Annotated in this window: 23 protein-coding genes; 13 read left to right on the top strand and 10 right to left on the bottom strand. The window is 61.9% G+C overall.

Annotation, left to right across the window (positions count from 1 at the left end; translation table 11 throughout):
- The first annotated feature begins 224 nt into the window (after window positions 1-224).
- Window positions 225-3086 (top strand): putative bifunctional diguanylate cyclase/phosphodiesterase, encoded by a 2862-nt coding sequence (locus tag AC4LFW_RS17290; protein ID WP_491820639.1) that lies wholly within the window; start codon window positions 225-227, stop codon window positions 3084-3086.
- A gap of 210 nt (window positions 3087-3296) precedes the next feature.
- Here the strand turns inward: AC4LFW_RS17290 and trhP are convergent, their stop codons facing one another.
- Complete coding sequence (gene trhP / locus AC4LFW_RS17285; RefSeq protein WP_491820637.1) at window positions 3297-4658, bottom strand: prephenate-dependent tRNA uridine(34) hydroxylase TrhP; 1362 nt, start codon at window positions 4656-4658, stop codon at window positions 3297-3299.
- A gap of 184 nt (window positions 4659-4842) precedes the next feature.
- Between trhP and AC4LFW_RS17280 the strand changes: the two genes are divergently transcribed.
- Window positions 4843-5322, top strand: a complete 480-nt coding sequence (locus AC4LFW_RS17280) for a DUF2243 domain-containing protein (RefSeq protein ID WP_491820635.1) — start codon at window positions 4843-4845, stop codon at window positions 5320-5322.
- Window positions 5312-6124, top strand: coding sequence for a cytochrome c oxidase assembly protein (locus AC4LFW_RS17275; RefSeq protein ID WP_491820633.1), 813 nt, complete (start codon window positions 5312-5314; stop codon window positions 6122-6124). Before AC4LFW_RS17280 ends, AC4LFW_RS17275 begins: the two co-directional genes overlap by 11 nt.
- A 40-nt stretch (window positions 6125-6164) precedes the next feature.
- Here the strand turns inward: AC4LFW_RS17275 and AC4LFW_RS17270 are convergent, their stop codons facing one another.
- The 6 genes from AC4LFW_RS17270 to zwf form a co-directional block, all read right to left on the bottom strand.
- Window positions 6165-7592: an aspartate kinase gene (locus tag AC4LFW_RS17270; RefSeq protein WP_491820631.1), complete on the bottom strand. Its 1428-nt coding sequence runs from the start codon at window positions 7590-7592 to the stop codon at window positions 6165-6167.
- A 98-nt stretch (window positions 7593-7690) separates the two neighbouring features.
- On the bottom strand, window positions 7691-8608 hold the full coding sequence (thpD, locus tag AC4LFW_RS17265; protein ID WP_491820629.1) for an ectoine hydroxylase: 918 nt from the start codon (window positions 8606-8608) through the stop codon (window positions 7691-7693).
- Between the two features lie 109 nt (window positions 8609-8717).
- Window positions 8718-9116, bottom strand: coding sequence for an ectoine synthase (locus tag AC4LFW_RS17260; protein WP_491820627.1), 399 nt, complete (start codon window positions 9114-9116; stop codon window positions 8718-8720).
- Between the two features lie 10 nt (window positions 9117-9126).
- Entirely contained in the window at window positions 9127-10401 is a 1275-nt protein-coding gene (gene ectB / locus AC4LFW_RS17255) for a diaminobutyrate--2-oxoglutarate transaminase (RefSeq protein WP_491820626.1), read from the bottom strand.
- The gene (ectA, locus tag AC4LFW_RS17250; RefSeq protein WP_491820625.1) at window positions 10398-10931 is read right to left on the bottom strand and encodes a diaminobutyrate acetyltransferase; all 534 of its coding nucleotides are present in this window, start codon (window positions 10929-10931) and stop codon (window positions 10398-10400) included. Before ectA ends, ectB begins: the two co-directional genes overlap by 4 nt.
- A gap of 654 nt (window positions 10932-11585) precedes the next feature.
- The gene (gene zwf / locus AC4LFW_RS17245) at window positions 11586-13028 is read right to left on the bottom strand and encodes a glucose-6-phosphate dehydrogenase (protein WP_491820623.1); all 1443 of its coding nucleotides are present in this window, start codon (window positions 13026-13028) and stop codon (window positions 11586-11588) included.
- Between the two features lie 161 nt (window positions 13029-13189).
- Here zwf and hexR point away from each other — a divergent pair, with 161 nt between their 5' ends.
- Window positions 13190-14056 carry a transcriptional regulator HexR gene (hexR, locus tag AC4LFW_RS17240; protein WP_491820622.1) on the top strand — a complete coding sequence of 289 codons (867 nt, stop codon included), beginning with the start codon at window positions 13190-13192 and terminating at the stop codon, window positions 14054-14056.
- 115 nt (window positions 14057-14171) lie between these two features.
- Complete coding sequence (locus AC4LFW_RS17235; protein WP_491820621.1) at window positions 14172-14387, top strand: PA3496 family putative envelope integrity protein; 216 nt, start codon at window positions 14172-14174, stop codon at window positions 14385-14387.
- Here AC4LFW_RS17235 and AC4LFW_RS17230 read toward each other — a convergent pair.
- The gene (locus AC4LFW_RS17230; protein ID WP_491820619.1) at window positions 14329-15291 is read right to left on the bottom strand and encodes a LysR family transcriptional regulator; all 963 of its coding nucleotides are present in this window, start codon (window positions 15289-15291) and stop codon (window positions 14329-14331) included. The two genes, AC4LFW_RS17235 and AC4LFW_RS17230, sit on opposite strands and share 59 nt — an antisense overlap.
- A 232-nt stretch (window positions 15292-15523) precedes the next feature.
- On the opposite strand from AC4LFW_RS17230, the gene AC4LFW_RS17225 reads away from it, so the two are divergent.
- The 5 genes from AC4LFW_RS17225 (at window position 15524) to AC4LFW_RS17205 (ending at window position 21038) form a co-directional block, all read left to right on the top strand.
- Complete coding sequence (locus tag AC4LFW_RS17225; RefSeq protein ID WP_491820617.1) at window positions 15524-16939, top strand: acetyl-CoA carboxylase biotin carboxylase subunit; 1416 nt, start codon at window positions 15524-15526, stop codon at window positions 16937-16939.
- A gap of 96 nt (window positions 16940-17035) precedes the next feature.
- Window positions 17036-18850 (top strand): sodium-extruding oxaloacetate decarboxylase subunit alpha, encoded by a 1815-nt coding sequence (gene oadA, locus AC4LFW_RS17220; protein WP_491820615.1) that lies wholly within the window; start codon window positions 17036-17038, stop codon window positions 18848-18850.
- Window positions 18851-18934: 84 nt separating this feature from the next.
- Complete coding sequence (locus AC4LFW_RS17215; RefSeq protein ID WP_491820613.1) at window positions 18935-19876, top strand: sodium-dependent bicarbonate transport family permease; 942 nt, start codon at window positions 18935-18937, stop codon at window positions 19874-19876.
- Window positions 19877-19878: 2 nt separating this feature from the next.
- On the top strand, window positions 19879-20181 hold the full coding sequence (locus AC4LFW_RS17210; RefSeq protein WP_491820611.1) for a P-II family nitrogen regulator: 303 nt from the start codon (window positions 19879-19881) through the stop codon (window positions 20179-20181).
- Between the two features lie 161 nt (window positions 20182-20342).
- Window positions 20343-21038 carry a carbonic anhydrase gene (locus AC4LFW_RS17205; RefSeq protein WP_491820609.1) on the top strand — a complete coding sequence of 232 codons (696 nt, stop codon included), beginning with the start codon at window positions 20343-20345 and terminating at the stop codon, window positions 21036-21038.
- A 73-nt stretch (window positions 21039-21111) separates the two neighbouring features.
- Here AC4LFW_RS17205 and AC4LFW_RS17200 read toward each other — a convergent pair whose 3' ends face one another.
- Window positions 21112-21564: a thioesterase domain-containing protein gene (locus AC4LFW_RS17200; protein ID WP_491820607.1), complete on the bottom strand. Its 453-nt coding sequence runs from the start codon at window positions 21562-21564 to the stop codon at window positions 21112-21114.
- A gap of 129 nt (window positions 21565-21693) precedes the next feature.
- Entirely contained in the window at window positions 21694-22098 is a 405-nt protein-coding gene (locus AC4LFW_RS17195; protein WP_491822164.1) for a YkgJ family cysteine cluster protein, read from the bottom strand.
- Between the two features lie 203 nt (window positions 22099-22301).
- Between AC4LFW_RS17195 and AC4LFW_RS17190 the strand changes: the two genes are divergently transcribed.
- From AC4LFW_RS17190 to AC4LFW_RS17180, 3 genes are all read left to right on the top strand, one after another.
- On the top strand, window positions 22302-24761 hold the full coding sequence (locus AC4LFW_RS17190) for a glycogen/starch/alpha-glucan phosphorylase (protein WP_491820605.1): 2460 nt from the start codon (window positions 22302-22304) through the stop codon (window positions 24759-24761).
- Between the two features lie 205 nt (window positions 24762-24966).
- Window positions 24967-25977: a class 1 fructose-bisphosphatase gene (locus AC4LFW_RS17185; RefSeq protein ID WP_491820603.1), complete on the top strand. Its 1011-nt coding sequence runs from the start codon at window positions 24967-24969 to the stop codon at window positions 25975-25977.
- 4 nt (window positions 25978-25981) lie between these two features.
- Window positions 25982-26584 (top strand): DUF924 family protein, encoded by a 603-nt coding sequence (locus tag AC4LFW_RS17180; RefSeq protein WP_491820601.1) that lies wholly within the window; start codon window positions 25982-25984, stop codon window positions 26582-26584.
- The last annotated feature ends 53 nt before the right edge of the window (window positions 26585-26637 follow it).

Genomic DNA, 26637 nt, shown 5'->3' with positions numbered 1-26637 from the left:
ATGTCACCGGTGTTGCGGTCGCATAGAACTAGCCGGAGGCCGGCCCAAGGCGGTAGGGTCAGGGCGAGGCTGCAGGCCCCCGGCATCGTATCGGTCTATACCTTATGTATGCCGTTCTAAGCCTTTAGACGGACGGGCTATGATCTGCTGCTAGCGTCGTGCCATTATCGGGAGGTGCTGCAGTGTCCAATGCTGCTCCAGACGCATATCACAAGAACAAGGCAATGATCGAATCCGCTCAAGTCACCCGACAGGCCTCCAGGGCCGTGGAGGACCACGCTGCCTTCAGCCGCGCTGAGGTCGACCAGCAGGGCGAGCGAACACGCCTGCTCTACCAGGGATCGCGCCTTTCGCTGCTGTTGATGATACTGGCCAGCCTGGTATTTCTCGTCGTGCTCTGGGGCGAGGAGCCGACGCTGGAAGTGCAGCTCTGGTCGGGCCTGAACGCTTTGCTGGCATTGCTGAGGCTGCAGCAGACACGCTCGTTCACCAAGGCCGGCGCCAAGGATCAGCAGCAACCCCACTGGCTTCGATCGTTTCTGCTGGCCAGCGCTGCCAGTGCGGTAACGCTTGGCTATGCCATCGTCGAGCTGGCCGTTGACGGGCCGTTCTTCCAGCAGACCATGCTGCTGGGTGCTCTCGCCTCGGCCATCGTTGCGGGCGGCGTGGCCGCTGGCGTATCGCTGCGGGCCTTTGGTGTCTTTGCCATACCTGCTCTGCTACCTGCAGCGGTGATGCTGCTCGGCAGCGGCGCGCCACGGCTGCAGGGGTGGGGCCTGCTGGCAACCGTCGTGCTGCTTACCCTTGGCATGATTGCCTGGCAGATCAACCGGCTGGTGACAGTCAGCCTCGACCAGCGCTCGCAGAACCTGTTGCTGATCGCCCGTCTGGAGCGCATGCGCAGCGAGGCCAGCCAATTGAACGGCGAGCTCGCCCACGAGATCGAGCAGCGCCGTCACGCCGAAAGCCAGTTGCGCAAAGCCTACGATGGGCTCGAGCAGCGGGTTGTCGAGCGCACTGCCGAGCTGGAAAAGACCGCTGCTGAACTGGGTGAGAGCGAAGCGCGGCTGAGCCTGGCGCTTGAAGCCAGCGAGCTGGGCATGTGGGACTGGGACCTGGTCAGCGACGAGGTCCACCATTCGCGCATGGATGTGATTTTCGGAAAGGCGGGTGGGGCTCAGTTGCGCCTTGCCGAACAGCAACGGCCCGACGTGCATGCAGATGACCTCGCGCGCGTTCGTCACGTCCTGATTGATCATCTCAAGGGCAACACCGAGCGCTATGCCGTGCAATACCGGGCCATGCGGGTTGACGGCGAGTCGGTGTGGATCGAAGACCGCGGCCGGGTCATCGAGCGAGATGCCGAAGGCCGTGCGCAGCGCATGATCGGTACCCGCCGCAACATCCAGGAAAGCCGCCGCCAGGCCGAGCAGCTGCGGCTGGCAGCCACGGTGTTCGAAGCGGCAAGCGAGGGCATGGCAATCATGGACCCCGAGTTTCGCCTGCTGGCGGTGAACGAGGCCTGTTGCGTCCTGTCCGGATTTACCCGCGACGAACTGATCGGGCGGAGTGTCGCCCTGCTGGCGAGCTCCGAGGATAGCCGCCAGCAGTACGCGGCGATCCGCGACAGCCTGGCGCAGCATGGCAGCTGGCAAGGCGAGCTGGTCGAGACGCGCAAGAACGGCGAGGTCTACCCGCAGTGGGCGCAGATGCAGGTGGTGCGGGACATCCAGGGCAACGTCAGCAACGTGGTGGCGTTTGTTTCCGATCTCAGCGTGAGGCGGCAGGTCGAGGAGCGTCTTCGCTATCTCACCCATTTCGACGAACTCACCGGGCTGGCCAACCGCACACTGCTCAAGGAGCGCCTGCATAGTGCCTGCGAGCGATGCCGCAACAGCAATCGCGGTCTGGCAGTGCTCTACATCGATCTGGATCGTTTCAAGGTGCTCAACGAAAGCCTGGGGCACGAAGCGGCTGATCAGCTGCTGCGCGAGCTCTCGCGCCGTCTGTCACAGAGCTTGTCGGACGCCGACACCATTGCGCGCCTGTCCGGTGACGAGTTTGCGGTGGTGCTCGAAGGGTATGGCAGCCTGGCCAGTCTGGCCCACAGTGGCAGCCGCCTGCTGTCGCGCATCAGCAAGCCCATCCAGATCGGTGATCAGGAACTGGTGGTCACCGCGTCCATCGGCGCCAGCCTGCTGCCCGATAACACCCGCGAGGCGAGCGCCTTGCTGTTGCAGGCGAACATGGCCATGCAGCACGCCAAGCATCTGGGTGGCAACACTCTGCAGTTCTTCACCGAGCGTTTGCAGGCATCGAGCCTGGAAAACCTCAAGCTGGAAAACCAGCTGCGCCGTGCGCTCGATGAAGGCCAGCTGGAGGTTTTCTACCAGCCGCGGTTGAACGTGGCGGACGATACCGTGGATGCGGCCGAGGCTCTGGTGCGCTGGCGTCATCCGCAAAAAGGCCTGATCGCGCCGGGCTTCTTTATTCCCTTGGCCGAGGAAACCGGGCTGATCATTCCGCTGGGTGAATTCGTTCTGCGTCAGGCCTGCCGGCAGGCGCGCCAGTGGCAGCTCGATGGGCTGGCAGAGATCCGGGTATCGGTAAACCTTTCGGTCAAGCAACTGCGCCAGGGGAATTTCGTCAGCCTGGTGCGCCAGGTTTTGAAGGAAACCGGGCTGCCTGCCGATCGACTGGAGCTGGAGCTGACCGAGAGCCAGCTGCTGGACGACATCGATAACGCCATCACCATCAGCCGCCAGCTGCGAGAGCTTGGAGTGAAACTGGCCATCGATGACTTCGGTACTGGCTATTCCTCGCTCAGCTACCTCAAGCGCTTCCCGGTGGACTACGTGAAGATCGATCGATCATTCATATCCGAGCTCGATCAGGTTGGCGAAGATTCGGCCATCGTCCGCGCGATCATCGCCATGGTGCACAGCCTGGAATTGCAGGTTGTTGCCGAAGGCGTCGAGACCCAGGCGCAGGCGGATTTCCTCAAGGCCCACGGCTGTGACGAAATGCAGGGATACCTGATCAGCCGACCCGTGCCGGCGGACGAGTTCGTGAGGTTGTTGGGGTAGGGGCGGGCAGTTGGAGGATAAAGCAGTTGGAAGCTAAAGCAGCTGGAAGCTGGAAGCTGGAAGCTAGGACTCATTGGGAGCTTTGCCGGCTCCCCCGGCGGCTTTTTGTAGGACGAATTCATACGGCCAACGATTCGGCGCACCGCAGCGGCATTAGAAATGCAATAAGGCCGAATCTCTCAGGCCCGTGCGATGCGGGGCGCCGTCCGGTCAACCGCGCGTGGTGCTGCCGTCCAGTTCGCGCATGACCAGTGCGTATCTGAGGTCCACGTCTTCTGGCACCGGGAGATAGAGGATGTGGCCGTCGCCGGGGGCGGTGTCGGTGCGTTCGCCGTTCCTCTTCTGTAGATGCTCGAGGGTGAAGTTCAGGTTGCCCTGTGGCGTCATCAGTTCCAGGCGGTCGCCCACGGCGAAGCGGTTCTTGACGACGACCTCGGCCAGCCCGTTGCGCCGTTCGCCGGTCAGTTCGCCAACGAACTGCTGGCGATCGGAGAGGGAGAAGCCGCGTTCGTAGTTCTGGTATTCGTCATGCACGTGGCGACGCAGGAAGCCCTCGGTGTAGCCGCGGTGGGCCAGGGATTCGAGGGTGTCCATCAGTGAGCGGTCGAAGGGCCGGCCCGCCACGGCGTCATCGATGGCCTTGCGGTAGACCTGCGCGGTGCGCGCCACGTAGTAGTGGGACTTGGTGCGGCCCTCGATCTTCAGCGAGTGCACACCCATCTGCACCAGCCGCTCGACATGCTGCACGGCGCGCAGGTCCTTCGAATTCATGATGTAGGTGCCGTGCTCGTCCTCGAAGGCTTCCATCATCTCGCCGGGACGGCTGCTGTCTTCGAGCAGGAACACCTGATCGGTGGGAGCGCCGGCGCCCAGGGTTGGTTGAATCCCATGGCTGACCTGCTGGACCGGGATCGGCTGGTACTGCTGCACGATGTTGCCGAGTTCGTCTTCCTTGCCTTCGTGCGCCTTGTATTCCCAGCGACAGGCGTTGGTACAGGAGCCCTGATTCGGATCACGCCTGTTGATATAGCCCGAGAGCAGGCAGCGGCCGGAATAGGCCATGCACAGCGCGCCGTGGACAAATACTTCCAGCTCCATGCCAGGCACCTTCTCGCGGATTTCGCCGATCTCTTCCAGCGACAGCTCGCGGGAAAGGATGGCGCGGGTGAGGCCCTGCTGGCGCCAGAACTCGACGCTGGCCCAGTTCACTGCGTTGGCCTGCACCGATAGGTGGATGGTCATCTCGGGGAAATGCTGGCGCACCAGCATGATCAGGCCCGGGTCTGACATGATCAGCGCATCCGGTCCCATCGCCACCACCGGCTCCAGATCCCTGATGAAGGTGCGCAGCTTGGCGTTGTGCGGGGCAATGTTGACTACCACGTAGAACTGCTTGCCCTGGGCATGGGCCTCGTCGATGCCGAGCTTGAGGTTGGCGTGGTCGAATTCGTTGTTGCGCACGCGCAGGCTGTAGCGCGGCTGCCCGGCGTAGACGGCATCGGCGCCGTAGGCAAAGGCATAGCGCATGGATTTGAGGGTGCCGGCGGGCGACAGCAATTCGGTGTGGGTCATGGCGGGGTGGCTCTGTATACCAACAAAAAGTGTGCGGATTCTACTGAGTCCTCCGCTGCTTTTCGCCCCGTCCGGTCAAGTCAGCGACGAACTCCTCCGGCGGGTTCAAGTCATTCCTTACAGGGCTTGACGAGAATGCAGCGAATTTCGAGATGAGCCGACCCGCAATCCTACGGAGGCCGTCGTGAGCGCCAATCCCGTCGATGCCAGAGGCAGTCTGACCGCGACCGTTTTTCTCGGGATCGGCCTGATGGCTGCGGTCGACGAGATCGTTTTCCATCAGGTACTCGCCTGGCACCATTTCTTCGACCGCTCCACCCTCGCCATCTCGCTGCTCTCCGATGGGCTGTTGCATTCGGCGGAGTTGCTGATGCTGGCGGCCGGCTTTTACCTGTTCGTGCGGTTGAGTCGTCATCGAGCGGTGTCGCACGGGTATGCCTGGGCCGGGTTGTTGACTGGCGCCGGTGCCTTTCAGTTGTTCGATGGGATCGTCGATCACAAGGTGCTGCGACTGCATCAGGTGCGTTACGTCGACAATCTGTGGCTCTATGACCTGGCCTGGAACGGGGCCGGCCTGCTGTTGCTGGCGGCCGGTTTCTTCGTCTGGCGGCGAGCCGTTGCGGCCGGCAGAGCCCACAGCGGGGCGCGTAGCGGTGAGTCATGATGCGCATCTGCTGACGCTGGCTGGGACCTTTGTCTTTGCCCTGCTGACGCTCAGCCTCTGGTTTGTCTATGCGCTGGGTGTACGGCGGCAACGCCGGCAGCGGAAAATCTGGCGCTGCTGGCGGCTGGTGAGCTTCACTCTGGGCTGTGGACTTGTAGTACTGGCCTTCTCACCGCCCATGGTTGAATGGGGGCATGCGGACCTGCGTGGGCACATGGCGCAGCATCTGTTGCTCGGAATGTTCGCACCCATCGCGCTGATGCTCGGAGCGCCGGGTACTCTGCTGCTGCGCAACGTGCCGGTGAGCGCTGCGCGGCGCATTACCCATGTGGCGGGTAGCATGCCGCTGCGCTGCCTGAGCCATCCCGCTACCGCACTGTTGCTGGATGTCGGTGCGCTATATCTGCTCTATCTGACTCCGCTGTACCAGCTGAGCTTCAGCGAACCCCTGCTGCACCTGTGGTTACACCTGCATTTCGTATTGGCTGGCTACCTGTTCTGCTGGTCGATTGCCGGGCCAGATCCCGCGCCACACAGGCCCGGCCTGCGCGTGCGCTTAGTGGTGCTGTTTGTCGCGGTAGCCGCTCACGCGGTGCTTGGCAAGCTGATGTATGCCTACGGATTTCCCCGCAACGCCGGGCATGGTATCGCGGAGATCGAAGCTGCGGCCCAGATGATGTACTACGGCGGCGACCTGGCCGAGTTGCTGCTGGCGCTGGTGTTTTTCGCGACCTGGTACCGCAGGCGGAAGATGCCGGATGCGGTGGCCGAGAGCGGACAGCAAACCGCCGGGCCTGGCTAGCGCCTGGCCCGGCGGTTCGGTTTGGCGATGAGCCTGGCCTTTATGCCGCAGCGATCACGTCACCGTGATTTTCCGGCTCGATCAAGGCGCGGTGCAGCGCAGCGATCGCATCATCGTAGTCTTCCTCGTTGACGACACACTGCATCTCGACCTGGCGGATCGACTGGTGCACCGCCTGGATGCTGATGCCGGCACCGGCCAGGGCCGCCACGGTCTTGGCGAGGATGCCCTTGACCTTGAGGTCCGAGCCGATCGCCGAGACGATGGCGACGTTGTGCACGGTAACTTCCGCAGCCGGATATTTCTCCTCGATCAGCCGCGCGGCGCGGTTGATCAACTTGCGCGAGCCGGAAGCATAGTAGGTGATGCTGTTGGCGTCCGAATCCTTGTTCACCACGTACAGCTTCAGTTGCTTTAGCAGCTTGCTGATCTCGATGTCGTAGCCGATGTCGCCGAGCATGTCCTGATCGAACACCTCGATACCGAAGACGTCCTTGCGCCCGGCGATGATCTCGACGCAGGGCCGCTCGCTCCTGTAGTCCTGGCTGATGAGGGTACCGGCATGGTCGGGCTCGAAGGCATTCTTGATGCGTAGCTCGATGCCGGCGCGGCGCAGGGTCTTGGCAGCACGCGGGTGGATCGCTTCCATGCCCAGGTTCGACAGCTGATCCGCCACGTCATAGTTGGTGCGACCAATGGTGACGACCTTGTCGGCACCGACGAGATTCGGATCGGCGCTGGAGAGATGGAATTCCTTGTGGATGATTGCCTCGCGCGCCCCGGTCGCAGCGGCGATCTGGGCAAAGGTGATCTCGCTGTAGCCGCGGTCGAAGGTGTTCATCAGGCCTTCGCTGCAGTGGGTATAGCCGGTGGCGACGACCAGCTCGCTGGCGAGGTCCACCTCGGCGAAGCTGTGGCGAACCATCTCCTCGAAGGGCAGCGGTGCATCACGATGCCAGCCGGTCAGGTCGACCATGCGCGCGTTGACGCCGCGATGCTTGAGCGCCAGTACCGAGTTGAAGGCGCTGTGCGCCTCCCCGAGGGAGGCAAGCATCTCGCGGACCTTCATCAGGTGCTCGTCGAGCTGGAAGTGGCCGTAGGCGCACAGGCGCTGCAGGCTGCTCATGCACTCGCGGGCATCATCGATGCGCGAGTTGATGAACTGGTTGGCGGCGCGCAGCTCGAAGTCGGCGAACAGCTCGGCGTTCTTTTCGACCATGCGCGCGCGGACGGTTTCCAGCGCGTCCAGCCAGGCGCCTTCGTTGCGGGCGTCGGCGAAGCGCTGATAGACGCCGGGCTCGCCGGTTTTCTTGTGCTCCAGCAGCAGGTTGGTCATGCCGCTGTAGGCCGATACGACGAAGACGCGCTGATACAGCTCGTCTCCTTCGCGTCCGCCGATAAAGATGTTGTCCAGCAGTTCTTCAAAGCGGCTCATGGATGTGCCGCCGATTTTTTCTACGGTATGCATCGATTCAACGTCCCGTCTTGGGGTGAATTGTCATCCCTGGGCCGCCGTTAGGCCGCCAACAAAGATCAGGCCCGTTGTCTGGGCCTGATTTACATAAGTCAGAGATACTGTTGTGGCCGGATCTGCAGCGGCTCGAAATTCTCGCGCTCGGCAACGAAAGCCGGGCGTGGCGAGAGGCCGCAGAACGGGGCCTGCGCGGCATTATCCACATGGTTGTAGACATAGAACAGATTGCTGCGCGCGCTGGGCGTGATGTTGCTGTTCGAGCCATGCATGGTGTTGCAGTCGAAGAACACCACGCTGCCCGCCGGACCGGTAGCAGTATCGATGCCATAGCGGTCTGCAAGGCGGGTAAGGCTGTCATGATCCGGCACGCCGAGCTCCTGCTTGCGCAAGGACTGCTCGTAATGATTCTCCGGTGTCTGGCCGACGCAGCGGATGTAGTGCCGGTGTGATCCGGGCACCAGCATCAGCGGACCGTTGTGCGGTTCGTTGTCGGTCAGCAGGATCGAGCAGCTCAGGGTGCGCATGCGCGGCAGGCCGTCTTCGACGTGCCAGGTCTCGAAGTCAGAGTGCCAGTAGAACTCCTTGCCGGTAAAACCGGGTTTGAAGTTCATCCGTGACTGATGCACATAGAGGTCACCACCAAGAATGAACCGGGCGATCCCGGCAATCCTTTCATCGGCAGCAATCCGGGCGAACAGCTCGTTGTCCTTGTGGATGGCGAACACCGAGCGGATCGCACCGCTGTCGGGTTCCTTGATGGTCTTGCCGGACTCGGCGACGGCCGGATCCTGGCGCATGCGCTCGAGCTCTTCTCGGAATACCGCGACTTCCTCGGCGCTGAACAGATTGGGGACGACCATGTAACCGTCACGCTCGAACTGTTCGATCAGGTCTGGTGCGATCGGGGCGTCGGCCAGGTCACTGCGGTAGACAACCGGGTCCAGACGCTCCTGCCAGCTGGGTTCGTCGTGCTGGCGCGAAGGGTACAGGTCGGCTTGCGGGGTGCTCATGCATTCCTCCTGATGACTGAGGGGTATTGCCGGCTGCGCTTGGCGGGTCGCACCCGCCTGCTTCCACGCAGCCGTAAGGCGGGTGCAACCCGCCGTTGCGGTGGCGGCGTTACTCGACGGCTTCCGCCTCGAGTGGATAGACACCGCTTTCGTCGTGTACTTCCTTGCCGTTGAGCGGCGGGTTGAAGACGCAGGCCATCTTCATATCCTCGGTGCCGCCGCGCAGCAGATGCTCGTCGTGCTTGTCGAGGATATAGAGCGTGCCGGCTTCGATCTTGTAGATCTTGCCGTCTGCGATGGTCTCGATCTCACCGTTGCCGCTCATGCAGTACACCGACTCCAGATGGTTCTGGTAGTGGATGTGCGTCTCGGTGTTGGCGTAGATGGTAGTGATGTGGAACGAGAAGCCCATCTTGTCGTCCTTGAGCAGCATCCGGGTGCTGTCCCAGGTATCGGTCTTGATCTTGCGGTTGGACTGCTCGCATTCAGCCAGGGTACGTACGATCATCTGATTCTCCTTAAGAGGCCTGGGTGGCGGCCTGATCGGACATCACGGCGGCGAACGCCTTGTCCAGAATGCTCATGGCCTTGTCGATCTGCTCTTCGCTGATGATCAGCGGGCAGAGACACTTGACCACTTCGCTATGGGCGCCGCTGGTTTCGACGACCAGGCCGTTGTCGAATGCATGGCGGCAGATGGCGGCGGCGGTGTCGCCGTCCGGGCAGCTGATGCCGATCATCATGCCGCGGCCTTTGACGAACAGCGAATCCGGGCCATAGCGGCGGACGATCTTGTTCATGCCGTCGGCAATGCGCTTGCCCTTGGCCATGACGCTGTTGGCGAACTCGTCGTCCTTCCAGAAGTGCTCGATGGCAGCGGCAGCCGTGACGAACGCATGGTTGTTGCCGCGGAAGGTGCCGTTGTGCTCGCCCGGCTTCCACTGGTCCAGCTCCTTGCGCAGCAGCACCATGGCAAACGGCAGGCCGTAGCCCGACAGCGATTTGGACAGGGTGATCATGTCCGGCTTGATGCCCATCTCTTCGAAGCTGAAGAAGGTGCCGGTGCGGCCGCAACCGGCCTGGATGTCGTCGATGATCAGCAGCATCTCGTGCTTGCGGCAGAGCTTCTCGAGCTTGCGAACCCACTCGGCGGATGCGGCGTTCAGACCACCTTCACCCTGGACCACTTCGACAATCACTGCAGCCGGCTTGTCGATGCCGCTGGATGGGTCGGTCAACAGCTTGTCCATCATCGCGATGGTGTTGACCTTGTCGCCGAAATAATTGGCGTAGGGCATGCGGCTGACGTCGGTCAGCGGGACGCCGGCAGCGCCACGGTGGTGCTTGTTACCGGTTGCAGCGAGTGCGCCGATGCTGCAGCCGTGGAAGCCGTTGGTGAAGCTGATGATGTTGTTGCGGCCAGTCACCTTGCGCGCCAGCTTCAGCGCGGCCTCGACCGCGTTGGTGCCGGTCGGGCCGGTGAACTGCATCACGTAGTCCATGTTGCGCGGCTTGAGGATCAGCCGGTCGAAGGTGGAGAGAAAGGTCTCCTTCGCTTCGGAATACATGTCCAGGCCATGGGTGATTCCGTCGGCGGCGATGTAATCGAGCAGCGCCTGCTTGAGCACGGGATGGTTGTGGCCGTAGTTCAGCGTACCGGCACCGGCCAGGAAGTCGATGTAGGACTTGCCTTCGCGGGTGACAAGTTCAGCGCCACGGGCCTGCTTGAAGACCACTGGGAAGGAGCGGCAGTAGCTGCGAACGCCAGATTCGTGCAGTTCGAAAGTTTTCATGCGTTTTCCTCTAGTTCTTCTTCTGAATGGGGTGCGGCGAACGGGCCGGCGCGGTAGAGCACTTCGTCTTCGTGCTTGCCGGCGAAATGTTCGGCGCGGGAGAACAGGGTGCGGGTGCTGTAGTCGACGCCAAGCTTGGCGAAGGCCTTCTTGAACAGCGCCTGGGACGCACCGTTGTCCGGCGAGATGGTGGTTTCCAGATTGCTGACGCCCTGTTCCCTGGCGACCCGTGCGATCAGGGCCATCAGCATGCGCAGAGCCAGACCCTGACCGCGCATCGACGAGTCGACCGCGACCTGCCAGACGAACAGCGTGTCCGGGCGGGCGGGTGGGCAATAACCGGAAATGAAGCCGACCAATTGACCGTCTGCGTTGACCGCAGCAATGGAGGTGTCGGCGAAATCGGAGCATTGCAGGAGGTTGCAGTACGCCGAATTGGTGTCCAGAGGTTGGCAGCGCGCTACCAGCTCATGGAGGGGATAACCGTCGCCGTCGGTTGGGCGACGGAGCGTTACGGTAGGAACACTCAAAACAAGACCTTTGGGTTGCTGATTGAAATCCTTTTCTAGAATAAACACATCAAAAAATTAATCTCAACCCAAGTCGCCGATCATGGCCGGTGATTCGCCGCTGATATCTCCGAAGTTCGCCGTTTATCGCGAAAGTTGAACTATCACGAAATACCCCGTCATCGCTCCTGATCTGGCGGGTATATAGAGCTGGATATACACGCCGGTTCGAGCGTAGATGTATGGGATATCGAGCGACCGGATTGCGACGCGATCACAGACTGTGTCGGTGACGGCAGGGCCTGTCTGCAAGCCTTGCCAGACGGGGCTTTGGCGATTTTTTGGCGAGGCCATTTCAGCTGTTGATAACCTGCGAGTTGGCGTAGGCACAACTGACAGAAGTTGGCGATGAATCAGGCCGTCATCGATGGATGATAACTAGCGAGTTCCATCGCCAACTTCTCGCAGCGATATCAGCGACCAACGTGGCGAAGATGGCGACTCAATCCATATTGATTAATTTTTTTTGTCAGCAGCACGATCAGGCGATGCTGGAAAGTTCACCCGCTAGTTGCCAGGCGCCCGGCGGGTTAGTTGCTGCAAGTTGTATCGAGCCGCTCTAGTTCGGGGCTGGAAGCGATCTTGCGAGACTGGCAAATGGTTGCGTCGACTGGCTCAGCGCCACCATTGCCGACCCTGGTGCTCAATGAGTTGGTGTGCTTGCTCAGGGCCATCGGTTCCGGCTGGATAAGGCCTGGGTTTCCGGTAATGACTCTGCCAGCCGCGCAGGATCGGGTCGACCCAGTTCCAGGCCGCTTCTACCTCGTCGCGGCGCATGAACAGCGTCGAGTCGCCTTCGATTACGTCCAGCAACAGCCGCTCGTAGGCCTCCCAGCGGCGGGTGCTGCTGAACGCCTTGGCCAGGTTCAGATCCAGCTCGACGGGTTCCAGCTGCATGCCCTTGCCCGGTGCCTTGGCCATGAGCTGCAGGCTGATGCTCTCCTCGGGCTGCAGGCGAATCACCAGGCGATTGACCTCACCTTTGGTAAACAGCATGTGCGGCACCTGCTTGAAGGTGATGATGATTTCCGAACGCTTCCGCGCCATGCGTTTGCCGGTGCGGAGGTAGAAGGGCACGCCAGCCCAGCGCCAGTTGTCGATCTCGGCTTTGACTGCGACGAAGGTCTCGGTGTCGCTGTCGTTATCGACGTCCGTTTCGAAGTAGTAGGCCTGCACATCCTGGCCACCGATCTGCCCTGCGACGTACTGGCCGCGAACCGTCTTGTCCAGGACATCGTTGCCGGTGATGGGTTTGAGTGCTTCGAGAATCTTGACCTTCTCGCCGCGTATGGACTTGGCATCGAAACGCACCGGCGCTTCCATCGCCACCAGGCACAGCAGCTGTAGCAGGTGGTTCTGCAGCATGTCGCGCATGGCGCCGGCGTGGTCGTAGTAACTGCCGCGTTCTTCGACGCCCAGCGTTTCGGCCACGGTGATCTGCACGTGATCTATCTGGCCGGCGCGCCAGATGGGTTCGAACAGAGCGTTGGCAAAGCGCAGCGCCATGAGGTTCTGCACGGTTTCCTTGCCCAGGTAGTGATCGATCCGGTAGATGCGCGATTCAGGGAATACCGTGCCGATCGCCTCGTTGATATCGAGCGCCGAATCCAGCGAATGGCCGATGGGCTTTTCCAGCACGATGCGAGCGTCTTCGCCAGCGAGCCCTGCGCTTTCGAGGTTGGACGCGATGGGTTCGAACAGGCTGGGCGCGGTGGCCAGGTAATACACCCGTACCCGGCCGTCGGCCTGGCCAAGATGATGCGCCAGGCGGACGAATTCACCGCGCTGGGAGGCGTCCATGGCGAAATAATCGAGTCGCTGGCTGAACGCCTGCCAGACCATGGGCTCGAAATCGGTGCGCGCCACGGCGGCACGCGTATGACGTTCGGCAAGGGCCAGGTAGGCATTGCGATCGATGTCCTGGCGAGCGATCGCGAGGATACGGACATCATCGTGTAGCCGTTTTTCACGGTGCAGGTGATAGAGCGCAGGGATGAGTTTGTGTAGCGCCAGATCGCCGGTACCGCCGAATACCAGCATGTCGCAGGAAATGGACACAGCGTCACTCCTTGGAAATGGACAGACTCGATAGGTGGGCGATACTGCGAGGCTTGTAGTATAACTACAAGCCCACTACAACCCAGCCGGCTTGACGGATGCGAGCGCACCCGCTGCGTTCGACCATTCTTGCCAGGTTTTGATCATAGCGAGTCCGTCACGTGAACCTGCTGCAACACATCGCCCAGTCGAGAAGTTCGTTACGCAAGTCGGAGCTCAAGGTGGCCGACCATGTGCTTCTTGATCCAGCTGCCGTGATGCACAGTTCGATGGCCGACCTGGCTCATGTGGTGGGGGTCAGCGAGCCGACCATAGTGCGCTTCTGCCGTGCCATTGGCTGCCTGGGTTTCCAGGATCTGAAACTGAAGCTGGCACAGAGTCTCGCCGCCGGGGCCAGCTTCGGCCAGTTCGCCATCAGCGAGAACGATTCGGTCACCGATTTCGCGCTGAAAATCTTCGACACGACGCTGCATACCCTGATGGAAGTGCGTGAGCGCCTGGATTCCGATGCGCTGGAGCGTGCCGTCGCCGCCATGGCAGTGGCCGAGCGCGTGGAATTCTATGGCTTCGGTGCCTCCGGCGCGGTGGCCACCGATGCGCAGCACAAGTTCTTCCGTCTGCTGCTCAGCGCTGCGGCCTATTCCGATCCGCACATGCAGGCGATGTCGGCTGTCACGCTGAAGCCCACCGACGTGGCGATCTGCATCTCGCAGTCCGGCCGATCCAAGGATCTGTTGATCACCGCCAATGTGGTTCGCGAATCAGGCGCCACGCTGATCACGCTGTGCCCAAGCCAGACCCCGCTGGCGGAGCTCGCCACCATCAACCTGGCCATCGACGTGCAGGAAGACACCGAGATCTACACGCCGCTGACCTCGCGTATCGCTCACCTCGTCGTCATCGACGTACTGGCCATGGGCGTGGCCATGGCGCGCGGACCGAGCCTGGTCAACCATCTCAAGAGCGTAAAGCGCAGCCTCCGCAGCCTGCGCCTGTCGCCCAAGTCAGTGAAGACACATGACGACTGACCGTTGCCTGATGACCATTGGAGCGGCTTTCATCGCTCGGTCATCTCTCTGACCTCATAGCGTCACCCAGGGCTCTGATGCTGGGCTCTCCCGACACCCGTTCCGGAGACCGCGCATGTCCCAGCCCCGCGAAACCTACGTCAATCTCGATGCCCGCGCCCGCCGCAAGCAGCAGGACGAGCGCCGCATGCGTTTCCGCCGCGCCATCGAAAGCTACGACGAGCAGCGTCAGTTGCATGCTCAGCTTATGGAGTTTCCCGACCTGATGATGGTTAGCCCGTTGCTCGAGGGTTTGCCGGTGCGCCGTCAAAGCGCGCAGCCAGCGCAATGATCTGAGCGCGTTCTTCGCGAATGAAGGTGAAGAACGCCTGGGCCACCGGGCTCAGCCGCTTGCCTCGCGGATGCACCACGCACCAGCTGCGATATAGCGGCAGCTCCTGAACCGGCAGCTCCCGCAGCAAGCCGTGAGCCAGCTCCAGGTGCACGGCATGGCGTGGCATCAGGGCCACGCCGAGCCCTGCTATGACGCTTTCACGCAGTGCGTCCAGTGAGGCCACCTGGATCGTCTGGGCGAAATGAGCACGCTTCTGGCGCAGATAGTCTTCGCCCGCCTTGCGCGTACCCGAGCCGGGTTCCCGAACCAGCATTGGGTAGGCCGTCAGGTCCTGCAAGGTCAGGGCGGCTGCCTTGCTCAGGGGATGGTCAGCCGGTGCGACCGCCACTATCGGGTTGTTCAGGAAAGGCATGAACTCCAGGTCCATGTCGGTCGGCACCTGCGAAATGATCAGCAGGTCGTCGCGGCTGATCGACAGGCGCTTGACCGCCTGCGCATGGTTGACCACGACCAGCTCCAGGTTGACCTCGGGATGCTTGCGTTTGAAGGCCGCGAACAGGTGCGGTGTGATGTATTTGGCGCTCGACTCGACAGCCAGATTCAGCTGACCCTGTAGCGAGCCCTGCATGTCGGACAGTTGCATGTCCAGGCTGTCGAGGCGTCCAAAGATGTCGGTGCTGGCACGCTGCAGCGCTTCGGCCGCAGGGGTCAGGTAGAGTTTCTTGCCCAGATACTCGAACAGCGGCTGGCCGATCAGCTCCTCCAGCTGCCGGATCTGCAGGCTCACTGCTGGCTGGGTCAGCGCCATTTCCTCTGCCGCACGGCTGTAGGATCGGCTTTCACATACGGCCCGGAACACCTGCAACTGGCGCAGGGTAATCCGCATCATGCTTTTTCGCATTGCTTCTGCCGCTCTTGGCTGTATCCGCTGTTTATGGGTTCCCGCCAACATCTTGGAGCTATGACAGACGCTGGCCAGCGCATATCTATAAGTAATCCCTTATCCAAGATCAAATAATTATTCATTTTCAGTAATCATGCCGGCAGGCGTAGGGTTTACCGGCCTGCACAGTGTGCTGGCGTTACATGGCCCCTCCAGGCGGCCTTCTGCTCATCGACCGAGGGAATGAAGCGTGATCAAGAAGCTGCTGATCGCCAACCGCGGTGAAATCGCCGTCCGCATCGTGCGGGCCTGTGCCGAAATGGGCGTACGCTCGGTGGCGGTGTTTGCCGAGCCCGACCGCCATGCGTTGCACGTCAAGCGTGCCGACGAGGCCCATTTCATTGGCGACGACCCACTGGCCGGTTACCTGAACCCGCGCAAGCTGGTGAACCTGGCCGTGGAGACCGGCTGTGATGCCTTGCATCCCGGCTATGGTTTCCTCTCCGAGAACGCCGAGCTGGCGGAAATCTGCGCCGAGCGCGGCATTCGTTTCGTTGGCCCCAGCGCGGAAGTCATCCGTCGTATGGGCGACAAGACCGAGGCGCGGCGCAGCATGATCAAGGCCGGCGTACCGGTCACGCCGGGGACCGAAGGCAACGTGGCCGATGTCGAGGAAGCCTTGTCCGAGGCCGAGCGCATCGGTTACCCGGTGATGCTCAAGGCGACGTCCGGCGGTGGCGGCCGTGGTATTCGCCGCTGCAACTCGCGTGATGAACTGGCTCAGGCCTATCCGCGGGTCATCTCCGAGGCAACCAAGGCGTTCGGCTCGGCCGATGTGTTCCTCGAGAAGTGCATCGTCGAGCCCAAGCACATCGAGGCACAGATCCTCGCCGACTCGTTCGGCAACACCGTTCACCTGTTCGAGCGCGACTGCTCGATCCAGCGCCGTAACCAGAAGCTCATCGAGATCGCCCCGAGCCCTCAGCTGACCCCGGAACAGCGCGCCTATATAGGCGACCTGGCGGTACGTGCGGCCAAGGCGGTGGGCTACGAGAACGCCGGCACCGTGGAGTTCCTGCTCGCCGAGGGTGAGGTGTACTTCATGGAAATGAACACCCGCGTGCAGGTGGAGCACACCATCACCGAGGAAATCACCGGCATCGACATCGTCCGCGAGCAGATCCGCATTGCCTCTGGCTTGCCGCTCTCGGTCAAGCAGGAAGATATCCAGTATCGCGGCTTTGCCTTGCAGTTCCGCATCAACGCCGAAGAGCCGCGCAACAACTTCCTGCCCTGCTTCGGCAAGATCACCCGCTACTACGCCCCCGGCGGCCCCGGCGTGCGCACCGATACGGCTATCTATACCGGCTACACCATTCCGCCGTACTACGACTCCATGTGCCTGAAGCTGATCGTCTGGGCGCTGACCTGGGAAGAGGCGCTGGCCCGCGGTTCGCGTGCGCTGGACGACATGCGCGTGCAGGGCGTGAAAACCACCGCCACCTATTACCAGCAGATTCTCGCCAATCCGGATTTCCGCAGCGGGCAGTTCAATACCAGCTTCGTCGACAACCACCCGGAATTGCTGAACTACTCGATCAAACGCAAGCCGGGCGAGCTGGCCCTGGCCATCGCCGCGGCCATCGCGGCTCATGCGGGACTTTAAAGACAAGCCGCTCGAGGCTGGAAAGCTAGAGGCTGAACGACGGTCTCGCTTCTCGTCCAGCCTTCAGCCTCTAGCCTCCAGCGAGGAGAAAAAAACATGAACACAAAGAAAATCACGGTAACCGACACCATCCTGCGTGACGCCCATCAGTCGCTGCTGGCCACCCGCATGCGCACCGAGGATATGCTGCCGATCTGCGAGAAGCTCGACCGCGTCGGCTATTGGTCCCTCGAGGTCTGGGGCGGCGCGACCTTCGACGCCTGCGTGCGCTTCCTCAAGGAAGACCCCTGGGAGCGCCTGCGTCAACTCAAGGCCGCGCTGCCCAACACCCGCCTGCAGATGCTGTTGCGTGGGCAGAACCTGCTGGGCTATCGCCATTACGCCGACGATGTGGTCGAGGCCTTCTGCGCCAAGGCGGCGGAGAACGGCATCGACGTGTTTCGCATCTTCGATGCAATGAATGACGTCCGGAACCTGGAGACCGCCATCCGCGCGGTCAAGAAGACCGGCAAGCACGCCCAGGGCACCATCGCCTACACCACCAGCCCGGTGCACACCGTGGAGTTGTTCGTCGAGCAGGGGCGGGCGATGCGCGACATGGGCGTCGATTCCATCGCCATCAAGGACATGGCCGGTCTGCTGACCCCGTTCGCCACAGGCGATCTGGTGCGCGCATTGAAGGCCGAGATCGATCTGCCGGTGTTCATTCATTCCCACGACACCGCCGGCGTCGCAAGCATGTGCCAGCTCAAGGCCATCGAGAACGGCGCCGATCACATCGATACCGCCATTTCCTCAATGGCCTGGGGCACCAGTCATCCGGGCACCGAATCCATGGTCGCCGCCCTGCGCGGCACGCCCTATGACACCGGGCTCGATCTGGAGCTGATCCAGGAAATCGGCCTGTACTTCTATGCGGTGCGCAAGAAGTATCACCAGTTCGAGAGCGACTTCACCGGCGTCGACACCCGCGTGCAGGTCAATCAGGTGCCGGGCGGGATGATTTCCAACCTCGCCAACCAGCTCAAGGAGCAGGGCGCGCTCAATCGCATGGACGAGGTGCTGGCCGAGATCCCTCGTGTGCGCAAGGACCTGGGCTACCCGCCGCTGGTCACGCCGACTTCGCAGATCGTCGGTACCCAGGCGTTTTTCAACGTGCTCGCCGGCGAGCGCTACAAGACCATCACAAACGAGGTGAAGCTCTACCTGCAGGGCGGGTACGGCAAGGCGCCGGGCACCATAGACGCCAAGCTGCAGCGTCAGGCCATCGGCGGCGAAGAAATCATCGAGGTGCGTCCGGCCGATCTGATCAAGCCCGAGCTGGACAAGCTGCGCAGGGAAATCGGTGCGCTGGCCAAGTCCGAAGAGGATGTGCTGACCTACGCCATGTTCCCGGAAATTGGTCGCAAATTTCTCGAGGAACGCGAGGCCGGTACGTTGGTGCCTGAAACATTGCTGCCGATCCCCGACGGCAGCGCCGCGACCGCGGCGGGCGGGGAGGGCGTGCCGACCGAGTTCGTCATCGATGTGCACGGCGAGACCTACCGCGTCGACATCACCGGCGTCGGAGTCAAGGGCGAGGGCAAGCGGCACTTCTTCCTCTCCATCGACGGCATGCCCGAAGAGGTGGTGTTCGAGCCGCTGAACAATTTCGTCGGCGGCAGCGGAGGCGGCCAGCGCAAACAGGTAAGCGGGCCGGGCGACGTCAGCACCAGCATGCCGGGCAACGTGGTCGAAGTGCTGGTCAAGGAAGGCGATGTGGTCAAGGCCGGGCAGCCGGTATTGATCAGCGAGGCGATGAAAATGGAGACCGAGATCCAGGCGCCGATTGCCGGCACGGTAAAGGCCGTTCATGTTGGCAAGGGTGACCGCGTGACGCCGGGCGACGTCCTGATTGAAATCGGGACCTGAGCAGACGCCCCTCGAGGGAGCCGCAAGGCTCCCTTTTTTTGCCCGCGCCATGCGGATTGATGATTGACGATTCGGGAGATATCGATGGGGCTTGACCCAGTAGTGCTGTTCTTCCTGTTCGGCCTGTTTGCCGGGCTGGTTAAAAGCGAGCTCAAGCTGCCGCCTGCACTCTATGACACGCTGTCCATCCTGCTGTTGCTGGCCATAGGGCTGCACGGTGGTGTCGAGCTTGCAGAGCAGGCCAGTGCGGCGCTGCTCGGCCAGTCGGCACTGGTGCTTCTGCTGGGTTGTACGTTGCCGCTGCTGGCCTTTCCGCTGCTGCGTATGCTCGGGTTCTCGCGGATCGATTCGGCCAGCGTCGCGGCGCACTATGGGTCGGTGAGCGCCGGCACCTTTGCCGTCGTGGTGGCTTTTCTGCTTGCCAACAAGATCGCCTTTGAAAGCTATATGCCCTTGTTCGTGGCGATCCTGGAAATCCCTGCCATCCTTGTCGGTATCATCCTGGCCAAGGGCATCACCCGCGACACGCACTGGCGGGAGCTGGGCCGCGAGATCTTCCTGGGCAAGAGCATCATGCTGCTGCTGGGCGGGCTGATTATCGGGGCGATTGCCGGCAAAGAAGGCATCAAACCGCTCGAGCCCTTCTATACCAGCATGTTCAAGCCGGTGCTCGCGCTGTTCCTGCTGGAGATGGGGCTGATCGCGTCCGGCCAGCTGGGCTCGCTGCGCCGCTATGGGCTGCGTCTGGCGGTGTTCGGCCTGGGCATGCCCTTGATCGGTGCGTTGATTGGTGCGGTGCTGGCGCGGCTGATGGGCCTGTCGCTTGGCGGTACGGCAATGCTCGCGACTCTGGCAGCCAGTGCCTCCTACATCGCGGTGCCCGCGGCAATGCGCCTGGCGCTACCTGAGGCCAACCCTTCGCTGTCGTTGACGGCGTCCCTGGGAATCACCTTTCCCTTCAATATCCTGGTCGGCATCCCGCTGTATCTGGCGCTGGCCGAAACCCTGATCGCCTGGGGGCTATAGACATGACCATCGCGACCCGAACCCTGCTCACCGTGATCTGCGAAGCAGCGCTGGAAAAGAAGCTGGTAGCCGATCTCGACCACCTTGGCGCCCCCGGCTGGACACTCTCGGAGGCGCGCGGACGTGGCAGCCGGGGCGTGCGCAGCGCCGGTTGGGACACGGATGGCAATATCCGCCTGGAGATCATCTGCAACCGTGAACTGGCCGAGCGCATCGCCGAGCACCTGCAGATGCACTACTACGACAACTTCGCCATGGTCTGCTACCTCGCCGACGTGCAGGTGCTGCGGCCGGGCAAGTTCTGAGGTCTAGCCTGAGGAGGGGGCCGGCGCTCCAGGGTCAGCGTCTGGTCACCGATTCGCTGATGGCATGGCGGCGCCGAAACTGAGGCAGTGGCGCCATCGGTCGTGGTATCGAACAGGCGACGCGCAGCGTCGAATTCATTCAACCATCAGGAACACCTGTCATGAGTCTCGAAGACAAGACGAGCGAAACAGCGCAGGAGGCCCTCGACAATCTGATTGCCGGGGTCGTGCAGTTTCGCGAAGAGGTCTACCCACAGCAGCGAGAGCTGTTCAACAAGCTGGCCCACGAGCAGACACCCCGCGCCATGTTCATCACCTGCGCGGACTCGCGCATCCTGCCGGAACTGATCACCCAGAGTTCACCAGGCGACCTGTTCGTCACGCGTAACGTCGGTAATATCGTGCCGCCTTACGGGATCATGAACGGCGGTGTGTCAACGGCCATCGAGTTCGCGGTGATGGCGCTCGGCGTGCATCACATCATCGTCTGTGGCCATTCCGATTGTGGCGCGATGAAAGCGGTGCTGAACCCGGCCAGTCTGAGCGGGATGCCAACCGTGAGAAGTTGGCTGCGCCATGCCGAGGTGGCCCGCACCGTTGTCGAGGAAAACTGCGGCTGCGCCGACCACAACACGTTGGGCGTGCTGACCGAGGAAAACGTGCTGGCGCAGCTCGATCACTTGCGCACGCATCCGTCTGTTGCGGCGCGGCTGGCCAGCGGTCAATTGTTCATTCACGGTTGGGTATACAACATCGGCACCAGCGAGATCCGCGCCTACGATGCGGCGAAAGGCGAGTTCCGCCTGATAGGCGAGGGTCCGTTGCCGATGGCGACGCCGAAGTCTCGCTACGTGTAAGCGGATACCGGATGGGGTTGCGAAGCTGTCGCCGCTTCGGTACACCTCGTCCGGCTGAAGAAGTCGCTCGCGTTTACTGGTGCAGCACGAACTGCCCGGTGAAGCGCACGGCGTCGCGACCATCGGCTGCGAGGATGCGACTGTGCAGGGTCAGGCGCGAACGGCCGCGTCGACGGTAGATTGTCTCGAATCGATCCCAGGCGTTGTCGTCAGGTGCCGAGCAGATCGCGGTCGCGTCATCCACCACCGGTAGTGGATAGTCGATCTGGCCTTCCTGGATAACGATGTGACCGTCCTCGATCCCCGCCTCGCGCAGGCGCAGGTGCAGCCATCCCCATCCCGCCAGCACCGAGGCGCAGTACAGGCTGCCACCAAACATGCTGCTCTTGTGGTTGATGTTTGCTTGTAGCGGGACCTTCAGGCGCAGCTCATGGTTTTCCCAATGCTCGACCCGCAGGCCCATGGCCCGGGTCAGTGGGATGTCGTGGTGCAGGATGGCTTCGAGGTAGCGGCTATCGCGGCTCATGCCGGGTGGATTCCTAAAACGTTTGCGGATACAGGCAGACGTCAAGCATGACTGCTGAGTCACGATATTGCCAGTTTCAGACGCGCTTTTCAGCCGTCTGCGCAGGCGATTCGGGGAAGGCAGCTTGCCTCAGCGGACCGCGACCTTTTGCCGGTAGGCGCAGTGGCCCGGCCTCGGGCCGACATGCGGATGGTTGCGGCAGGTATCCGGCCGCTTGGCATAAACGGTGCACAAGCGGGTCTTGCGATCGAGGTACAGGCAGTCGCCGTTGGCCAGGCGCGTCAGGGTGAAAATTCCATGTTTCTGGTTGAAGTGCTCGACGATGCCGGCTTTGCTCAGGCGCCTGGCGATGTTTCTCGGCGGCTCGTCACGCTCGAAGGCGTCGACTAACTCAAGGCGAATCAGATCATCGATACGCACCTCGACCGGCAGCGTGCAACAGGTCGCCTGGCAATCTCGGCATAGGCCGTTGCTGTAGCGCGCCCAGGTTTCCAGGCGGTCGGGGTCGGCTGAAGCGATTATTCGAGTCTTCACGGGGCGGTATCGGTAATGGCGGCGCGCGATCATAACGATCCGGGGTGGAATTTCCAGCAGATCCGACGAGTCGAACGCCGGACAGGCGGTCACGCAAAACCAGTCGAAACCTGTAAACCTGTCCACATTGCCGTTTGCCAGGTGGCCCGGCGCCGCCATGAACCCCCTCAAATCCTCTTCTCTCAGCTCCACGAGGTCTGTCCATGACGCAAGAAACGACTGTTCCCAATGCCGACGAGGTCGCGGCTTTTCGTGAAAACGTAATCAGCAAGCTGACCTATTCGATCGGCAAGGATCCTGAGCACGCCTCCGATCACGACTGGTTCGAGGCGGTGGCGCTGGCTACCCGTGACCGCATGATCGACCAGTGGATGGACCGTACCCGGCAGGGTTACCGCGAAGGCAAGAAGCGGGTCTACTACCTCTCGCTCGAGTTTCTGATTGGCCGTTTGCTCACCGACAGCCTGAGCAACCTGGGCTTGCTCGATGTGGCGCGCGAGGCGCTGGCAGGTGTCGATGTCGATTTCGAGCGCATCCGTGTACTCGAACCGGACGCAGCGCTGGGCAACGGTGGCCTCGGGCGTCTCGCGGCCTGCTTCATGGAAAGCATGGCGACCCTTGGTGTTGCCGCCCATGGTTACGGTATCCGCTACGACCACGGGCTGTTCCGCCAGGCAATCGTCGATGGCTGGCAACACGAGCAGACTGAAACCTGGCTGAATTTCGGCAACCCGTGGGAATTCGAGCGTCCCGAGGTCAGCTACCTGATCGGCTTTGGCGGCAGCGTGTCGGCAATGCCGTCCGATGGTACCGGGCAGGATCAGCCCAAGCATTTCTGGCACTGGGCCGAAGGGGTCCGTGCGATTGCCTACGACACGCCGGTGGTTGGATGGCGCGGTGCGAGCGTCAATACCTTGCGCCTGTGGCGTGCCCGTGCCGAAGCAGACTTCCATCTGGAACGTTTCAACGCCGGTGACCACATCGGTGCGGTCGCCGAGGAGGCGAGGGCAGAGAGTATCTCGCGGGTCCTGTATCCGGCCGATAGCACCGAAGCGGGGCAGGAACTGCGCCTGCGCCAGGAATATTTCTTTGTCGCCGCATCGTTGCAGGATTTGCTGCGCCGCCATCTCGATCAGCGCGGCACCTTGATGAACCTGCCCGAGTTCGCGGCGATCCAGCTCAACGACACGCACCCGGCGATTGCCGTCGCGGAGCTGATGCGCTTGCTGGTGGATGTGCATGATGTGCCCTGGCGCAAGGCCTGGGAGCTGACGGTCGGCACCCTGTCCTACACCAACCACACGCTGCTGCCCGAAGCGCTGGAAACCTGGCCCGTGGGGCTGATGGAGCGCCTGCTGCCGCGCCACATGCAGATCATCTACCTGATCAACGCGCAGCACCTCGATGCGCTGCGTGAGCGCGGTGTCCACGATCTGGATCTGCTGCGCTCGGTTTCGCTGATCGAAGAGGGGCATGGGCGCCGCGTGCGCATGGGCAACCTGGCGTTCCTGGGGTCGCATTGCGTCAACGGCGTGTCGGCACTACACACCGGGCTGATGCGCGAGACGGTGTTTACCGATCTGCATTCCCTGTATCCCAAGCGCATCAGCAACAAGACCAACGGCATCACCTTCCGCCGCTGGCTGTATCAGGCCAACCCGCAGCTGACCCGCCTGTTGGTGGACAACGTCGGCGAGGAGTTGCTGGACGCACCTGAAACCTTGCTGCGCCAGCTGGAGCCCTACGCCGAGCAGCCGGACTTTCGCGCTCACTTCGCCTCGCAGCGACTGGCCAACAAACAATTGCTGGCGCGCATGATTCAGGATCGGCTCGGCATAACCGTCGACCCGAATGCGCTGTTCGATGTGCACGTCAAGCGCATCCATGAATACAAACGCCAGCTGCTCAATTTGCTGCACACCGTAGCGCTGTACCAGGCGATTCGTTCCGATCCGGGCGGCAACTGGGTACCGCGGGTCAAGATCTTTGCCGGCAAGGCAGCAGCCAGTTATCACACGGCCAAGCTGATCATCAAATTGACCAACGATATTGCCCGGACCATCAACGACGACCCGACGGTGCGCGGCTTGCTGAAGGTGGTGTTCCTGCCCAACTACAACGTCAGCCTGGCCGAACGCATCATTCCGGCGGCCGACTTGTCCGAGCAGATCTCCACTGCCGGCCTCGAGGCGTCGGGTACCAGCAACATGAAATTCGCCCTCAACGGCGCGCTGACCATCGGTACGCTGGACGGCGCCAATGTCGAGATGTGCGAGCAGATCGGCGCTGAGCACATGTTCATCTTTGGAATGACGGCGCAAGAGGTCGAGGCACGCAAGCAGGCCAACGAGTACAACGCCGAGGCCACTATCATCGGTTCGCCGCGCCTCAACGAGGTGCTGATGGCGATCCGTAACGGTGCGTTTTCCGCCGATGATCCGGGCCGCTATACCGCTTTGATCGACGGTCTGAAGTGGCACGATACATTCATGGTTTGTGCCGACTTCGAGGCCTACTGGCAGGCCCAGCTGGAAGTAGAGGCGCGCTGGCGCGATGCCGACAGCTGGTGGCGCTCGGCGGTCCTTAACACCGCACGCACTGGCTGGTTCTCGTCGGACCGAACCATCCGCGAATACGCTGAGGAGATCTGGAAAGTGCTTTGAGTGAAAGGACGGGAGCGGCGCTCCGGCCGGTGGGATCAGGCCTGAGCCGCTTCCGCTCACTAACAATGGGGTCAATGCTTCAGCGGCAAGGAGGCACTTTGCCGCTTCGCTGAACTCTGCAGGCTGTCGACAGGTCTGAGGGAGGGTTAGTTTCCCCCTGGCCTGCTAAACTGCGCGGGCTTATCCATCCCTCCGGAGCCATTCCATGTCACGCGTAACCCTGAGTCGCTACCTGATCGAGCAGACCCGCAGCAACAACACTCCTGCAGATCTGCGCTTCCTTATCGAAGTAGTGGCTCGAGCGTGCAAGGAAATCAGCCACGCCGTCTCCAAAGGCGCGTTGGGCGGAGTCCTCGGTGCAACCGAGACCGAGAACATCCAGGGCGAAGTTCAGAAGAAACTCGACGTCCTTTCCAACGAGATCCTGCTCGAAGCCAACGAGTGGGGCGGTCACCTGGCCGGTATGGCGTCCGAAGAAATGGACAATGCCTACCAGATTCCTGGCAAGTATCCGAAAGGCGCCTACCTGCTGGTCTTCGACCCGCTGGACGGCTCCAGCAACATCGACGTCAACGTATCGGTCGGCACCATCTTCTCTGTACTGCGCTGCCCGGGTGAGTGCTTCAGTCAGAACGACGCGCTCGGCGAAGAAGCCTTCCTCCAGCCCGGCACCAAGCAGGTCGCGGCGGGTTACGCGATTTACGGCCCACAGACCATGCTAATGCTGACGCTGGGCAACGGTGTCATGGGCTTCACGCTCGACCGCGAGCTGGGCAGCTTCGTACTGACCCACGAGAACATTCGTGTTCCGGAAAGCACCGCCGAATTTGCCATCAACATGTCCAACCAGCGCCACTGGGAAGCACCGGTGCAGCGCTACGTCAGCGAGCTACTGGCCGGCAACGAAGGCCCGCTGAACAAGAATTACAACATGCGCTGGATCGCCTCGATGGTTGCTGATGTGCACCGCATCCTGACTCGTGGCGGTATGTTCATGTACCCCAGGGATTCCCGCGAACCAGGCAAGGCCGGCAAGTTGCGGCTGATGTATGAAGCCAATCCGATGTCCTTCATCATCGAGCAGGCCGGTGGTGCAGCAACCACCGGTACCCAGCGCATCCTCGACGTCCAGCCCGAGTCGCTGCACCAGCGCGTGCCGGTATTCCTGGGCTCCAAGGAAGAAGTCGAGCGCGTCACTGGCTACCACCAGGGCTGACCGGGTGACCTCCCCGCCGCAGGAATTGCTGAACTGGTGGTTTGGCGGGGGAGCCACCGCGAATGAAATAGCTGGTACAAAAGGCGGCCTCTGGTTCGGCTATAAGCCCGAACAGGATGCCGAAGCCCGTGAACGCTTCGGTGATCTCACCGAGCGTGCACTGGCAGGTGAATTGGACGATTGGGCCGAGTCACCGCACGGCTGGCTCGCACTGGTCCTTCTGCTCGATCAGCTTCCGCGCATGATCTATCGCGGCACACCGAAGGCGTTCGCTGGCGACGAGCGAGCCATCCATTTGGTGCGGGATGGCATGGCTCATGGCGGCGACGTCCTGCTTGCGCCGATCCAGCGGGTATTCATCTATCTGGTGCTGGAACATGCCGAAAATCTCAGCGTTCAGGATCAGGCTGTCCAGCAATTCGAGCAGCTCCACGGCATCGCCGAAGTGGACGAACAGAAGCTTTTTGCCGGTTTCCTCGACTTTGCTGAGCGCCATCGGCAGGTTATCGCCCGTTTCGGTCGGTTTCCCCACCGCAACGAGATGCTGGGACGGACCTCCAGTGAGGCCGAGCGCGCCTTTCTTGCCGAACCCGGCTCGCGCTTCTGACCACGCCACGGAACCTTCGCCAGAGGCTCGCTTCCTAACACCTTATCTGCAAG

This window comes from Stutzerimonas sp. C6.4V (assembly GCF_058536345.1).
This window is presented reverse-complemented; position numbering and strand designations above follow the sequence as displayed.